Origin of the sequence: Novosphingobium sp. SG919 (assembly GCF_012932495.1) — a bacterium.
Lineage (GTDB): Bacteria > Pseudomonadota > Alphaproteobacteria > Sphingomonadales > Sphingomonadaceae > Novosphingobium > Novosphingobium rhizosphaerae.
Window position 1 is genome coordinate 171535 of sequence record NZ_JABCNG010000001.1, and the last position, 12959, is coordinate 184493.

Genomic DNA, 12959 nt, shown 5'->3' on the forward strand with positions numbered 1-12959 from the left:
CCCGTGTGTCACTGCACGATGAACTGCTTGAAATAGACCGCGTCCACGCCGCCAAAGCCTTCGGTGTCGGTCAGCACCTTGTTGATCGCGGCGGTCATGCGCGCTTGCAGGCGCTGCTTGCCCTGGGTGGTTTCCACATCGGTATCGGGCGTATCGGCCAGCACGGTGAGCAGCGCCGAACGGATCGCCAACTCGTGCTTCTTCATCCACATCACCACGCGATAGTCGCGCCGGGTGGATGCCGCGATCGAGGCCTGGATCAGTCGGTCGCTGTCCTTGAGATTCGAGGTGAAATCGTCGGAGAACGAATAATAGACGGTGCGGTATTCGCTGCCGCCTTCGCCTTCCACTTCCTTGGCGCCGCCTTCGCCTTCGCCGCCTTCCTTGGCCACGGGGGCATAGGGGTCTTCCTCGCCCTTGCGGATCAGCTTGGGCTTGTTGTCTTCGTGCACGATCACTTGCGGACCGCCCAGGATGTGCATGGCAAACAGGGCATAGACCCCGCCCCCGCCCAGCGCGAGGGTGGCCACGACCACGCCGATGAGCACCATCGGACCGCCCTTCTTCTTCTTGGGCGCGTCCTTGTCCTTTTCCTTCTTGTCGCTCATGCCGGATCCTTGATCTTCAAATCGCCATCGGGTTCACACCAGCCTTGCGGGTGCAAAGGGCGCGAGGGGCGCAGGGGCGGGTTCAGGCGAACACGCCGCCCTGCGCGGAATCGGTTTCATCGCCACTGCCGCTGCCACGCCGTGCGGACTGGCTGGTGGTTTCGGGTGCGGGCGCGCGCGGCGCCGGGCGGCCATCGCCCCCCTGGCTGCCGGCATTGGCCTGGCCTTGCGCCTGGCCCTGCCCGGGGGCCTGGCCTTGCGCGGCATTGCCGGAGGTTTGGGACCCGGCGGTTTGCCCACTGCCGTTCTGGTTCGCCAGGGTGCCGGTATCAGCCCGGCTGGCCGCCAGCACGGCCGGGGCAAATCCGGGATCGGCGCTCGCCATCGTCACCGTGAGGCCATCGTCTTTCTGGCGAAATTCCAGATCGATGCGCCCGAACGTGCCGTGGGCCAGGGTCGCGGCCACCGCAGCGCCAGGGCCATCCTCGCGGGCGCGGGCCACGGCATCGACCAGCGCGGCCACTTGCGCGCCAGGGATGGCGGCAGTGGCTGTTGCGGGCGAAGCGGCCGGTGCCGCGCCGAAATCTGGCGATGGCACGGTGAAGGCGGCGGCCGGCGCGGCGGGCAGGGCCGCCGTTGCGCTGGCGGGTGCCGGCGCTGCAGGCGTTTCCGGAGCATCGCCGGGGTCTGCCGCCGCCAGCGGCGGGGTGGCCGTGTCGGTAGCGGCCGCCATGGCGGGGAGGGTGGCTGCGGCAGGCTGCATGGTGGTTTCGGTGGTGTTGGTGGCCGGCCCCTTGGCCACGCGCGCGGCCAGCACCTGCTGGATCGATGGGATGGGCGCGGCCTGCGCTGGGGCCGGTGCCACAACCTGGGCCTGTACTTGTGCCGGCAACTGGCCCTGCAGCGGGGCGGCAGCAATGGTGCCGGCACTATCGGGCGTCAGCGCGATCGTTGCGGTCTGGCCCTGGGCGTCCTGCGCGGGCCGGAAGGTGGCGACGAGCGGGGCGAGCGGCACGGCGGCCAGGGTCGCTTCGACGGGATCGGCGGGGACCGCCGCCGTCTTTGCGGAAACCGGAGCCGGGGCGGCCACCGATGGCTCGGTGCGGGGTGATGGCACGCTTTGGGCAAGCGCGTTCGGCGCAGGCAGGTTTGCGGCTGGCGCGCTGGTGGTGGGCCCGCTGGCAGGCGCAGTGCCGGGCAGCGCTGGCGCGGCCTGCGAACCGGCCAGCACCAGGGGCACGGGCGCTGTGGCGGCGTCGGCCAGCGGCAGCAATGTGGCATCCTGCGTTGTCGTGGCAAGGCTTGGCACATCGGCCAGCGCTGCCGGTGTATCGGGCGCCTCGGGTGCTTCGCGCGCGTCGTCCGCCACCTTGGCCACGCCATGGTTGGCGGCGTGGCGGCTGGCAAGCACGCTGGCCATCGCCTGTGCCGGAGCGGCAGCCGGGGCTGTCTGGACCGCCGGGACGGGCGCGGGTGCAAGCACGACCGGGGCAGCCGGTGCTTCGCTTGGCGCGGGGTCTGCCACGGGCACGGGCGTTGTCACCGATGCCGCCGGCGCGGGCTTGGGCACGGGCAAGGATGTGGCCAGCGGCGCTGCGACGGGCAGCGTTGCCGCACCCGCAGCCGGCTGGGCCGGCGCGGCATTGGCCGGCGGCGTTGCGGGCAGGCTCGCTACAGGGGGGGCAATGGTGAAGGGGCTGCCGCTTGCCGGCAAGGTCTTGCCGCTTTCCGGCAAAAGGGTTGCCGTGGCGGTCAACTCTGGCTTGGTGGCAAGGGCGGCGTCAGCCAGGGGTGCGGGCAAGGCTCCCGGCGGTGCCTCGGCCAGGGCCGGGGCCGCTGGCGGCGCGGCGAAGGCGGGATCCGCATTGTCTAGAAACGCTGCAAATGCGCCGGTTTCGCCGGGCGGAGTCATGCCCGCCAGGGTTGACACGGTTCCACCCGCCAGGCTGGCAGACGGGGCAGAAGCGGCAAGTGGGGCAGCAATCGAAACCATCGCGGGGCAAGCTCCTGGGCGGGTTGAACACGGTTAATTCAAGAGCCGTGCCAATCGCGCGAAGGGGGCGTAGGGATGGTTTCGGATGAGGGCTCTTCGCGGTTGCGCGTGGGCCCCAGCGGGGTGCTTGCCTGGGCTTGCGCTCGCGCCAGCAGCCGCGCTTCGGCGGTGATGCGATCGGCGACGGCGGCACGGCGACGCTCGGCCGTGGCCACTTCGGCGGCGCGGGCATCGGCGATGCGGCGGGCGGTGTCGATCTCGCCGGCCGTGCTGCGCGCGATGTGCTCCAGACCGGCGCGAAATGCGCCCAGGTGCGCGAGCGCCGCACCATCGCGGGCATCGGTGCGCGCGGCATACGTATCTGCCAGGGCGCCAGTGCGGCTGGCCAGGTTCTGCAACTGGGCCAGCGTGCCTTCGGCCTGGCCGGCCGCGACCATGGCCTGCCGATGGCCGATCTCGCGCAAGCGCTCCAGCCGGCGCAGCCGCGCCAGCCTTTGGTGTTGGGCCTTGATCGACATGGGAGGATCAGCCGGCCAGCAACTGGGTCAACTGGGCAATCCCGATATCCATCGGCACGACTTCGCGCGCCTCCTGCATGAGGAAATCAGCCAGCGCGGCATGCATGGCGATGGCCTGGTCCAGCTGCGGATCGGCGCCCTGGCGATAGGCGCCCATCAGCACCAGGTCGCGGTTGGCCTCGTATGCGGCGACCAGCGCGCGGAACTGGCGAGCCAGGGCCTGGTGCTGCGGGCTGGTGATGTCGGTCATCACGCGGCTCAAGGAGGCGGGAATGTCGATGGCGGGATAGTGCCCGCGTTGCGCCAGATCGCGCGAGAGCACGATGTGCCCGTCCAGGATCGAACGTGCGGTATCGACCACGGGATCGTCCTGGTTGTCGCCATCGGCCAGCACGGTGTAGATTCCGGTGATCGAGCCGCCGCTCGCCGCCGAATTCCCGGCGCGTTCCACCAGCTTGGTGATCGTGGCCAGCGCCGAGGGCGGATAGCCGCGCGCCGCGCCCGGTTCGCCCAGCAGCAGCGCAATCTCGCGCCCGGCGTGGGCCACGCGCGTCAGGCTGTCCATGATCAGCAGCACGCGCCGCCCCTGGGCACGGAAATATTCGGCCAGCGCCGTGGCCATCATCGCCCCGCGAATGCGCAAGTTGGGGGCGTGGTCTGCCGGCACGGCGATCACCGCGCTGTGCGCGCGTTTCGATCCGGCCATGTGGCGTTCCACGAAGTCGGACACTTCGCGCGCGCGTTCGCCGATCAGGCCCACGATCACGATCTCGGCCTGGGCGCCGTGGGCGATCATGTCGAGCAGCACCGATTTGCCCACCCCCGATCCGGCCATGATGCCGATGCGCTGGCCCACGCCGAAGGTGGTCAGCGCGTTGAGCGCGCGCACGCCGGTATCGAAGGCCTGGCGCACCGGGCTGCGATCGAGCGCGCCGGCGCGCACGCCGCCCGCTGGCCATTCGTGATGGGTGGCGAGCGGTGGGCCGCCGTCGATGGGATGGCCTTCGCCATCCACGGCGCGGCCCAGGAACGCTTCGCCCACCGGCACCATGCCGGGCCGCCCTTCGGGTCGCACCCTTGCGCCGGGGCGCAGCAGGACCGGATCGCCCAGCAGCATCATCAGGCTGCGCCCGTTGCGAAAGCCGATCACTTCGGCGGCCAGATCGCCGCGCCCATGGACAATACGGCATTGCGTGCCGATCGGCACCGACAGGCCCGATACTTCCAGCAAGCCGCCATCGCACGCGCTCAGCAGCCCGAAACGGCGCGGCGCCAGATCGGGATGGGCACCGGCCAGCCGCGTCAGCAATGGCAGCGCCGGGTGCAGCATGGCTGCAGCATCGTCCTTGCGCATCAGCATTGGCGCAGGGCTTCATCCAATGCGCGGCGCCATTGCGCGGGCCCGTCTTCCACGCCGCCCATTGCGCCGTCCACCCGCACCGTGCCGCGCTCCAGCGTGGAATCGGGCTCGCAATGCCAGTCTTCGGGCAAGTGATTGCCCACCAGCGCCAGGTCTTCCGGATGCAGGCGGATCACGCGTGCATCTTCGGCGCGGGCCAGCATCTGCGCGGCCCGGCGCACGCGCGCCTCCAGCCCGACAGGATCGATCGCGGCATCGGCCAGCACCACGTCGCACAAGGCCAGCACGGTCTGGCGCAGGCGGCTTTCCAGCACGGCCACCTGGCTTTCGTCCATGCGGCGCAGCGCGGTGTCGATGCGATGGCGTTCGGCATCCTGCGTGGCGGCCAGGGCCTGCGCCTCGGCCAGGGCGGCGGCATGCCCGGCGGCAAAGCCATCGGCATGGGCGCGCTCGATCGGGTCCTCATGCTCGGGATCGGGCATGGGCGCGAAATCGGCGGGCGGTGCGGGCGCCTGGCGGGCAAAGCGCGGATCGAGCGTGAACCCGCCCGATTGGCCCGGCACCGCGCCCCAGGCGCGCAAGGCGCGCTCGGGCACGGGGATGCGCAGCAGATCAGACATAGTCATCGTCACCCGAACCGAACACGATCACCCCTTCGGCCGAAAGACGGCGGGCGGCGGTGATCATCGCCTTTTGCGCCTCGGTCACTTCGGCGCGCTTGAGGCGGCCACGCGCGGCGATTTCGTCGCGCACGCCATCGGCGGCGCGGCTCGACATGGCGCGGAAGAACACTTCGCGCTGTGGCTCGTCGATGCCCTTGAGCGCGGCGATCAGCGTGTCGCTGTCCACTTCGCGCAGCATGGCACCCATCGATTGCGGATCGAGCACGTAGAGATGTTCGAACTTGAACATCTCGTTCTCGATTTCCTTGGCCAGCGCTTTGTCCATCTTGGTGATTTCGGGCATGACCCGTTTTTCCACCGCCTTGGCCGCCGCGTTGATGATCTCGGCCGCCTCGCGCGGGCCACCCATGGTGAGCGCGGCGCGGCTGTGCACGGCCACGATGCGGCGGGTGAGCACTTCCTCCAGCATCACCAGCGCCTCGGCCGAAACCTTGCCCAGGGTGGCCACGCGGTGCACCACCTGGGTCTGGATGGTTTCGGGCAGGCCGTGCAGCACGGCGGCGGCCACATCGGGGTCGATCTGCACCAGCAGCACGGCGATGGCCTGGGGATGCTCGGCCTTGACCAGCGGGATCAGTACTTCGGGATTGAGCCAGCGCGCCAGTTCCAGCGCCGAGGTATCCTGCGCCGCTTCGGGCGCGATGCGGTGCATCAGGTTGTCGGCCTTCACCTCGCCCACGGCGCGGGTCATCAACTCGCGCACCTGGCCGACGCGATCGTGCGCGGTCAGGCCCAGGCGCTCGGTGCGTTCGACGAAACCGGCGATCGACTGGGCGATGGCAACCGGGCCGATTTCGCCCAGGGCACACATCTTTTCGCCCAGCAGGCGCAGTTCCTTGGGTTCCAGCTGGGCGAGAAGGTCGGCCGCCTGCTGGTCTTCCAGCAGCATGACCATGACCGCAGCCAGTTCGGGGTCGGTCAGGGCGTCGAGTTCGTCTTCCATGTCACTCGGCGCCTTCCTCGGTCGGTTCCTTCAGCATCTGGCGCAGAACGGCCACGGCGCTGTCGGGCTTTTCCTGGACGAGGCGCTGGGCCAGGCCCACCTGGCGGCTCAGCAACTCGGTATCGATCGCGCCGGTTTCATCCTGCGCGGGGGCGAGCATCGGCTTGATCACCCCGGTGGTGGGGCCTGGGCCGATGGTGCGGCTGGGGCGCGGGGTGTCCGGATCGTCGGCGGCGTCCTCATCCTCGTCCTCGTCGTCGTCTTCGGCGCCCTTGCGGCTGCGCGCGGCCTTGCTGCCGGCAGCGCCGGGCTCGCGGCGCAGCGCCTTGATCAGCGGGCGCACGCCCAGCAGCAGGGTGAGCAGCACGGCCAAGAGCGCCACGCCGTTGCGCACGGCCATGGCAAACCACGGCTGTTCATAGAACTGGGGCGGGGTAATGTCGGCCGGGTTAAACGCGCGCACCGCCACGGCCACCTGGTCTCCGCGTGCGGGATCGGCACCCACGGCCGCGCTGACCAACTGCTTGATCTGGTCGATCTCGGCCGGCTTGGCCTTGGCCAGCACGGCCGAAGACAGCGCCACGGCCACGGTCAGGCGACGGATCTTGCCGGGCGTGTTGTTGGTCACGGCCACTTCGCGGCCCAGTTCGTAGTTCTTGGAAGACGAGCTTTCGCCATTGCTGGGGGCCGCGCCCGATGGCGTGGGCGAGGGCGTGCCCTGCGGCGCGCCCACGGCGGCCGTGGTGGGCGCGGGTGGGGTGTTGGACAAGACGCCCGGCACACCCACCGCGCCGTTGCCGCTGGTTTGCGATGCGGACTGGGTCTCGCTGCGCACCGCGCCCTGCTTGTCATAGCTTTCGCGTGCAGACGTCACCTGGTCCATGTCGAGATCGACCTGGACTTCGCTGGAGAAGTTGCCTTCGCCCAGCATCGGGGTGAGCAGCTGGGAAACCTGTTCGCGCAGCTTGTCTTCCAGCCGGCCCTGGATTTCCAGGCGATCGGCGTCACCCGGCTTGGCGGCAGAGAGCAGCCGGCCATGCTGGTCGATCACCTTGACCGCATCGATCGAGAGTTCGGGCACCGATCCGGCCACCAGGTTGACGATGGCCGAAACCTGGCTGGTGGCCAGCTGGCGCCCCTTGGCCAGGCGCACCATGACCGAGGCCGATGGCGCCGCCGTATCGCGCACGAACACCGATTTTTCGGGCTGGGCCAGGTGCACGCGCACTGCCTCCACCCCATCGATCTGCATGATCGTGAGTTCCAGTTCGCGCTCGCGCGCGGCTTGCAACCGTTCGCCTTCCAGCGTGCGGCTGGCGCCCATCGGCAGCTTGTCGATCATCTGCTCGCCGGTTTCGGGCGTGGCGACGGCGCCATCCGAAGCGGCGACCATGCGTGCCTTGTAGAGGTCGTTCTCGCCCACGGTGATCGCGCCGGTGGAATTGTCGATGCGATAGGCGATCGCCGCCTTGTCGAGCGCGGCGGTCACTTGCGCGCGTTCGGCGTCCGACAGATCGGAATAGAGCATGCGTTGTGGCGCGGGCGCCATGGTCAGCCACAGCAGCCCGGTCAGGCCTGCGGCGGTAACGCCGCCGAACCACGGCAAGGCGCGGCGCAGCGGTGGCTGGCGCAGGAACGCGCCCATGCGGGCGGGCAAGGTGCCGCCGGCCGGATCGGTCAGCGGCGCCAGGAGCGAAGGTGGCGGGCTGCCGCCGGCCCCGGCGGGAACAAGGTCTGCCATCTATCAGACCCCCATCCGCATGATGTCCTGATAGGCGGTCAACAGCTTGTTGCGCACCTGAAGCGTGGCTTCGAACGCCACGCCGGCTTCCTGGCGGGCGAGCATGACCTTGGCGACATCGACCGTCTCGCCCTTTTCATAGGCTTGCGACAGGCCTTCGGCCTTGGTCTGGCTGGCGTTGACCGTTTCCAGCGCGGATTTGAGCGCATCGGTAAAGCCGCCCGCCGGCGTGCTGCCTTCGGCCGAGGTGCCCGGATCGGGCGTGCGGATCTGTTGCAGCAGGTTGGAACGATCGATGATCTGCTGGCGCATGGCCATGATCTGCTGGATGCCGCCGCCGGCACCGATGGAACTGATCCCGCTCATCGCCGGCCTCCTGCAACGGCGATGCCGGCTTCACGGAAGCTGGCGAGGCGATAGCGCAACGTGCGTTCGGAAATGCCCAACTGGCGTGCCGCGGCCACGCGGCTGCCGCCGCAGGCCTCCAGCGTGGCCAGGATTGCGCGGGCTTCCGAAAGCTGCACGATGTTGGACAGCTTACCCCCCTGCGGCGAATGCACTTGCGCCAGCGCGGCGTCGCTGGCCGGGCTGCGCGCGGGGCGATCGAACACGATGTGTTCGGGCCCGATCTCGGCCTGGTTGCCGGCGAGCAGCAAGGCGCGGCGCACGACGTTTTCCAGTTCGCGCACATTGCCGGGCCAGCCATGGCAGGTCAGCATGGCCAGCGCCGCATCCGACAGCCAGGGCAGCGGCCGGTCGGCCGGTGCGTGGCGCATCATCAGGGCAAAGGCCAGCGGGGCGATATCGTCGAGCCGCTCGACCAGGGCCCGCAGGGTCAGGGGGAAGACGTTGAGGCGGTAATAGAGATCGGCGCGAAACCGGTTTTCTTCCACTTCGGCGGGCAAGTCGCGGTTGGCGCAGGCAATGATCCGCACGTCCACCTTGATCGGCTGGGTCGCGCCGAGCGGCACCACTTCGCCTTCCTGAAGCGCGCGCAGCAGCTTTGCCTGGAGCGAAAGCGGCATTTCGGCGATTTCGTCGAGCAGCAGGGTGCCGCCATCGGCCGCGCGGAAAAAGCCTTCGCCCGCGGCGCTGGCGCCGGTGAACGCGCCCTTCTGGTGGCCGAACAGCAGCGCTTCGAGCATGGTTTCGGGCATGGCGGCGCAATTGACGGCAATGAACGGCTTGTCGTGGCGCGGGCTGGCGGCGTGGATGAACCGGCTCAACACTTCCTTGCCGGTGCCGGTGGGGCCGTTGATCAGCACGGGAATGTCGCTGGCGGCCAGGCGTTCGGCCAGGGCCAGGATCGACAGGCTTTCCGGATCGGCGGCAATCGGCGCACCGGGCGCGGCAGCGCAGGCGATCACCGCCGCCAGCGCGCTTTCGGAAAGCGGATCGGCATAGCGCACCACGTGCCGCTTGCCATTGGCCATGCGAGCCAACGCCGGATGCGCGCCGCGTTCGAGCACGATGGCGGGGCGGCGCGGATCGAGCGTGGCGACATCGGCCGTATCGGCGAGCATGGGCATCGCCCCCATGCCGGGCGCGGCCAGCACCGATGCAGCGCGCGCAACCAGCGCGCCATGGCGCGCCTTTGCTTCCCCGCTGATCGGCAATCGTTCGCCGCAATCGCTGCTCATCACTTTGACCCCCGTCTTAACCATATCCACGAGGGAGGTTTTCGCGCGAAACCGTCAAATGGTGTGAAACTTTAAGATCAGCGGACCTGCTAAGGGCAAACCACTAGGTCTGGCCGCCGAAAATCCCGCGGGCGGCAAGATTTTGCCCTTAAATTGCCGCCCATCCTGCCGGTCTTTGCCGTGCAGCCGGTCAATCCCTGGACTGGCGGCGATTGGGGTCTATCCCGAAAATCGGAGAAACATCATGGCGGTAATCAATACCAACGTCAGCGCCATCAAGGCAGCCAACGCTTCCAACTCGGCAAGCAAGCTGGCTTCGACTGCGATGGAGCGCCTTTCGACCGGCAAGCGAATCAACAGCGCCAAGGACGACGCTGCGGGCCTTGCCATTTCCACGACCATGACCGCGCAGATCACCGGCATGAGCCAGGGCGTGCGCAACGCCAACGACGGCATCTCGCTGGCGCAGACGGCCGAAGGCGCGCTGAGCGAAGTGACCAACATGCTCCAGCGCGTGCGCGAACTGGCGGTCCAGGCCAAGTCGGCGACCTACCAGGATTCGGACCGTGAAGCGATGCAATCGGAAGTGGGCAACCTCAACGCCCAGATTTCCGACGTGCTCAACAACACCAAGTTCAACGGCAACGCCGTGTTCAAGGTGAACTCGGGCGACGATGTCGACACCACCGACGATGCCAACAACGCCACGTTCTCGATCCAGACCGGTGCGAACACCGGCGATACCGTGACGCTGGTGAGCAAGGGCTTCTCGGGCGACAACCTCTTCGTTGCCGGTGACACTGCCTATGATGCCACGGCCGACGTGGCAGACCAGGCGCTCAACGTGACGGACACGACGTCCGCATCCACCACGATCGACAACGTCGATGCCGCGCTCAAGGAAGTGAACGCGACTCGCGCTACGCTCGGTGCCGGCCAGAACCGTCTGGAATCGGCGGTGAACAACCTGAACGACAACATCACCAACCTGTCCGACGCGCGTTCGCGCATTCAGGACACCGACTACTCGGCCGAAACCACCCAGATGGCCAAGGCCCAGATCCTGGCCCAGGCTTCGACCGCGATGATCTCGCAGGCCAACCAGAACCAGCAGAACGTGCTGACGCTGCTGCGCTGATCGACTGCCAAGTTTTCGGTTCTCCACGTTGCCGGCGGTCCTGCAAGGGATCGCCGGCTCTTGTGTTTCCTGGGCGCTCGGCAGCGTGGATGGGGCTGGCGCAGGGCGCCGTCGTTCAGCGCGCGGGGTTCAGCAGGCCGTGGGCAAAGATCCGCGCGGCATGGGCGGCATGGTGGCGAATCGTTTCCGGATCGGGCGGCGGCATCACGCCGATCGCCACGCGCATGTGCAGCTTGCCGCGCACCATGCCCAGGAACTGGTCGGCCGCAAGGCGCGGATCGGGCAGGGGCACCCCGCGCTGGCTGGCCATGCGCGCCAGGATCGCCGCCAGCGTCGTGCCGGCGCGCTCGGGCCCGCAGCGAAAGAACATTTCCGCCGCTTCGGGAAATTGCAGGCCGGCGGCATGCACCATGCGATAGACATCGAGCGAGCGCTGGCTGCACAGGCCGGTCAGGAACTGCGTGCCGAAATCGGCCAGCATCGCTTCCAGATCGTCCGAATCGCTTTGCGCCAGCGCTTCGAGCGCGCGCAGCACCACGCTGCACCCCCGCATCAGCACCGCTTCGAACAACTGCTCTTTGGAAGGAAAGTATTTGTACAGCGTGGCTTTCGATCCGCCCAACTCGGCCGCGATGGCCGACATCGACGTGGCGCCAAAGCCGGTCTGGGTGAACACTTGCGTGGCCACGGTCAGGATGTTTTCCCGCCGCTCGTCGGGCGAGCACCGTTTTAGCCGGCAGTTTGACGCGCTAGTGACCATTCCGTACACATAGCTGTTGACAGGCGCAGTGCAAGAGCGCAGTTGGAAGTTAGTGACCGGTCCGTACACGGTCATCCTCTCCCGATTGCGTAAAGGCCCTGAATGACTGCCTTCCCCGCCGGTCTTTTCCGCCGAGCGTCCGTCCTGTCCCTTGCGGTGGCATCGGGCATGCTGACGGGCTGTGCCGCCACGCCCGATCTGGGCCGGACGCCGGCCATGCGCCAGGCCGCTGCCAGTGACCTTGCCGCCAGCGATCTTGTCGCCGCCAATCAGCCCGCTGGTGCCACCATCCCCGCCGATTGGCCGGCAAGCGACTGGTGGCAAAGCCTGGGCGATGCCCAGCTTTCCGCGCTAATCGCCGAAGGTATGGCCAATGCGCCCAGCCTTGCCATTGCCGATGCCCGCCTGCGGGCGGCGCGCGGGCTGGCGCAGGCCAGCGGCGCTGCCTTGCTGCCGCAGGTTTCGGCAAGCGGCAGCGTGGCCGAAGCCAAGCAGAGCTACAACAACGGCATCCCCCCCGCCTTCGTGCCCAAGGGCTGGAACGATACCGGCAGCGCCTCGCTCAGCGTCAGCTACGAACTCGATTTCTTTGGCAAGAACCGCGCCGCCCTGCGGGCCGCCACGTCGGAAGCGCAGGCGGCCGGGTTCGAAGCCCAGGCCGCGCACCTGGCCATCGCCACGGGCGTGGCCGATGCCTATGCCACGCTGGCGCGCGCGGCCGCGGCGCGCGATGTGCGGGCGCAAGCGCTGCAACTGCGCGAGGATACCGCGCAATTGGTGCGCCAGCGCGTGCTCAACGGCCTGGATACCCGCGCCGAACAGCGCCAGGCCGAAGCGGCCATTCCCGTGGCCCGCGCCGATCTGGTGGCGGCCGACGAAGCGATCGCATTGGCCCGCCATGCCCTGGCCGTGCTGATCGGCGCGCCGCCTTCGCGCGGCGATGCGATTGCCCTGCCGCAGCCGGCCGCCCTGACCGCGCAGGCGCTGCCGGCCAACCTGGCACTCGACCTGGTCGGGCGCAGGCCCGATGTGGCCGCCGCCCGCGCCCGGGCAGAGGCCGCAGCCGCGCGGGTGCGCGTGGCGCGCGCCGCGTTCTATCCCAACGTCAACCTGATGGGCTTCATCGGCGTGCAGGTGCTGGGCCTGGGCAACCTGACGGCGAGCGGATCGGAGGCGGGCTCGGTGGGCCCGGCGATCAGCCTGCCGCTGTTTTCGGGCGGGCGCATCACCGGGAACTATCGCCAGGCGCGCGCCGGCTATGACGAAGCCGTGGCCAGCTATGACGATACGCTGCTCAAGGCGCTGCGCGACGTGGCCGACGCGGCCGCATCGCGCCGTTCGGTTGATGCGCAGCTGGCGCAACTGGGCGAAGCCGTGGCCGCTTCGCAAGATGCCTGGCGCATTGCCCGGCGGCGCTATGAAGCCGGCCTTTCCCCTTATCTGTCGGTGCTTTCCGCGCAGGATGCACTGCTCGCCAACCGGCGCTTGCAAGCCGATCTCCAGGCCCGGACGCTGGCCGCCCATGTCGCGCTGGTGCGTGCGTTGGGCGGCGGCTTTCGTGCCGGTTGACGCCGT

General features: G+C 68.8%; 12 protein-coding genes. 2 read left to right on the forward strand and 10 right to left on the reverse strand.

What is annotated here, in order from left to right; translation table 11 throughout:
- Positions 1-8: 8 nt before the first annotated feature.
- From FHT19_RS00785 to FHT19_RS00825, 9 genes are all read right to left on the reverse strand, one after another.
- The gene (locus tag FHT19_RS00785) at positions 9-608 is read right to left on the reverse strand and encodes a flagellar basal body-associated FliL family protein (RefSeq protein ID WP_168553902.1); all 600 of its coding nucleotides are present in this window, start codon (positions 606-608) and stop codon (positions 9-11) included.
- A gap of 82 nt (positions 609-690) precedes the next feature.
- Complete coding sequence (locus FHT19_RS00790; protein ID WP_169473367.1) at positions 691-2601, reverse strand: hypothetical protein; 1911 nt, start codon at positions 2599-2601, stop codon at positions 691-693.
- A gap of 38 nt (positions 2602-2639) precedes the next feature.
- A complete protein-coding gene (locus FHT19_RS00795; protein ID WP_179506274.1) occupies positions 2640-3119 on the reverse strand; it encodes a hypothetical protein in 480 nt (159 codons plus the stop codon).
- A 7-nt stretch (positions 3120-3126) separates the two neighbouring features.
- Entirely contained in the window at positions 3127-4449 is a 1323-nt protein-coding gene (locus FHT19_RS00800) for a FliI/YscN family ATPase (RefSeq protein WP_169474857.1), read from the reverse strand.
- Positions 4450-4472: 23 nt separating this feature from the next.
- Positions 4473-5105: a FliH/SctL family protein gene (locus FHT19_RS00805; protein ID WP_248290217.1), complete on the reverse strand. Its 633-nt coding sequence runs from the start codon at positions 5103-5105 to the stop codon at positions 4473-4475.
- Positions 5092-6105, reverse strand: coding sequence for a flagellar motor switch protein FliG (gene fliG / locus FHT19_RS00810; protein WP_168553905.1), 1014 nt, complete (start codon positions 6103-6105; stop codon positions 5092-5094). The genes FHT19_RS00805 and fliG overlap by 14 nt, the downstream gene beginning before the upstream one ends.
- A gap of 1 nt (position 6106) precedes the next feature.
- Positions 6107-7846 carry a flagellar basal-body MS-ring/collar protein FliF gene (fliF, locus tag FHT19_RS00815; RefSeq protein WP_168553906.1) on the reverse strand — a complete coding sequence of 580 codons (1740 nt, stop codon included), beginning with the start codon at positions 7844-7846 and terminating at the stop codon, positions 6107-6109.
- 3 nt (positions 7847-7849) lie between these two features.
- Positions 7850-8212 (reverse strand): flagellar hook-basal body complex protein FliE, encoded by a 363-nt coding sequence (gene fliE, locus FHT19_RS00820; RefSeq protein WP_168553907.1) that lies wholly within the window; start codon positions 8210-8212, stop codon positions 7850-7852.
- A complete protein-coding gene (locus FHT19_RS00825; protein WP_248290218.1) occupies positions 8209-9486 on the reverse strand; it encodes a sigma 54-interacting transcriptional regulator in 1278 nt (425 codons plus the stop codon). The genes fliE and FHT19_RS00825 overlap by 4 nt, the downstream gene beginning before the upstream one ends.
- Before the next feature lie 244 nt (positions 9487-9730).
- Between FHT19_RS00825 and FHT19_RS00830 the strand changes: the two genes are divergently transcribed.
- Positions 9731-10624: a flagellin gene (locus tag FHT19_RS00830; protein ID WP_168553908.1), complete on the forward strand. Its 894-nt coding sequence runs from the start codon at positions 9731-9733 to the stop codon at positions 10622-10624.
- A 115-nt stretch (positions 10625-10739) separates the two neighbouring features.
- Here the strand turns inward: FHT19_RS00830 and FHT19_RS00835 are convergent, their stop codons facing one another.
- Positions 10740-11384: a TetR/AcrR family transcriptional regulator gene (locus FHT19_RS00835; protein ID WP_169473369.1), complete on the reverse strand. Its 645-nt coding sequence runs from the start codon at positions 11382-11384 to the stop codon at positions 10740-10742.
- 102 nt (positions 11385-11486) lie between these two features.
- On the opposite strand from FHT19_RS00835, the gene FHT19_RS00840 reads away from it, so the two are divergent.
- Entirely contained in the window at positions 11487-12953 is a 1467-nt protein-coding gene (locus tag FHT19_RS00840; protein ID WP_211184802.1) for an efflux transporter outer membrane subunit, read from the forward strand.
- The last annotated feature ends 6 nt before the right edge of the window (positions 12954-12959 follow it).

What these genes read in the sequence shown, in the direction of transcription:
- fliE (WP_168553907.1), bottom strand. Translation starts at nt 8,212, where the DNA reads ATGAGCGGGATCAGTTCCATCGGTGCCGGCGGCGGCATCCAGCAGATC.
- FHT19_RS00835 (WP_169473369.1), bottom strand. Translation starts at nt 11,384, where the DNA reads ATGGTCACTAGCGCGTCAAACTGCCGGCTAAAACGGTGCTCGCCCGAC.
- FHT19_RS00825 (WP_248290218.1), bottom strand. Translation starts at nt 9,486, where the DNA reads ATGAGCAGCGATTGCGGCGAACGATTGCCGATCAGCGGGGAAGCAAAG.
- FHT19_RS00785 (WP_168553902.1), bottom strand. Translation starts at nt 608, where the DNA reads ATGAGCGACAAGAAGGAAAAGGACAAGGACGCGCCCAAGAAGAAGAAG.
- FHT19_RS00795 (WP_179506274.1), bottom strand. Translation starts at nt 3,119, where the DNA reads ATGTCGATCAAGGCCCAACACCAAAGGCTGGCGCGGCTGCGCCGGCTG.
- FHT19_RS00800 (WP_169474857.1), bottom strand. Translation starts at nt 4,449, where the DNA reads ATGCTGCACCCGGCGCTGCCATTGCTGACGCGGCTGGCCGGTGCCCAT.
- fliG (WP_168553905.1), bottom strand. Translation starts at nt 6,105, where the DNA reads ATGGAAGACGAACTCGACGCCCTGACCGACCCCGAACTGGCTGCGGTC.
- FHT19_RS00805 (WP_248290217.1), bottom strand. Translation starts at nt 5,105, where the DNA reads ATGACTATGTCTGATCTGCTGCGCATCCCCGTGCCCGAGCGCGCCTTG.
- FHT19_RS00840 (WP_211184802.1), top strand. Translation starts at nt 11,487, where the DNA reads ATGACTGCCTTCCCCGCCGGTCTTTTCCGCCGAGCGTCCGTCCTGTCC.
- FHT19_RS00790 (WP_169473367.1), bottom strand. Translation starts at nt 2,601, where the DNA reads ATGGTTTCGATTGCTGCCCCACTTGCCGCTTCTGCCCCGTCTGCCAGC.
- FHT19_RS00830 (WP_168553908.1), top strand. Translation starts at nt 9,731, where the DNA reads ATGGCGGTAATCAATACCAACGTCAGCGCCATCAAGGCAGCCAACGCT.
- fliF (WP_168553906.1), bottom strand. Translation starts at nt 7,846, where the DNA reads ATGGCAGACCTTGTTCCCGCCGGGGCCGGCGGCAGCCCGCCACCTTCG.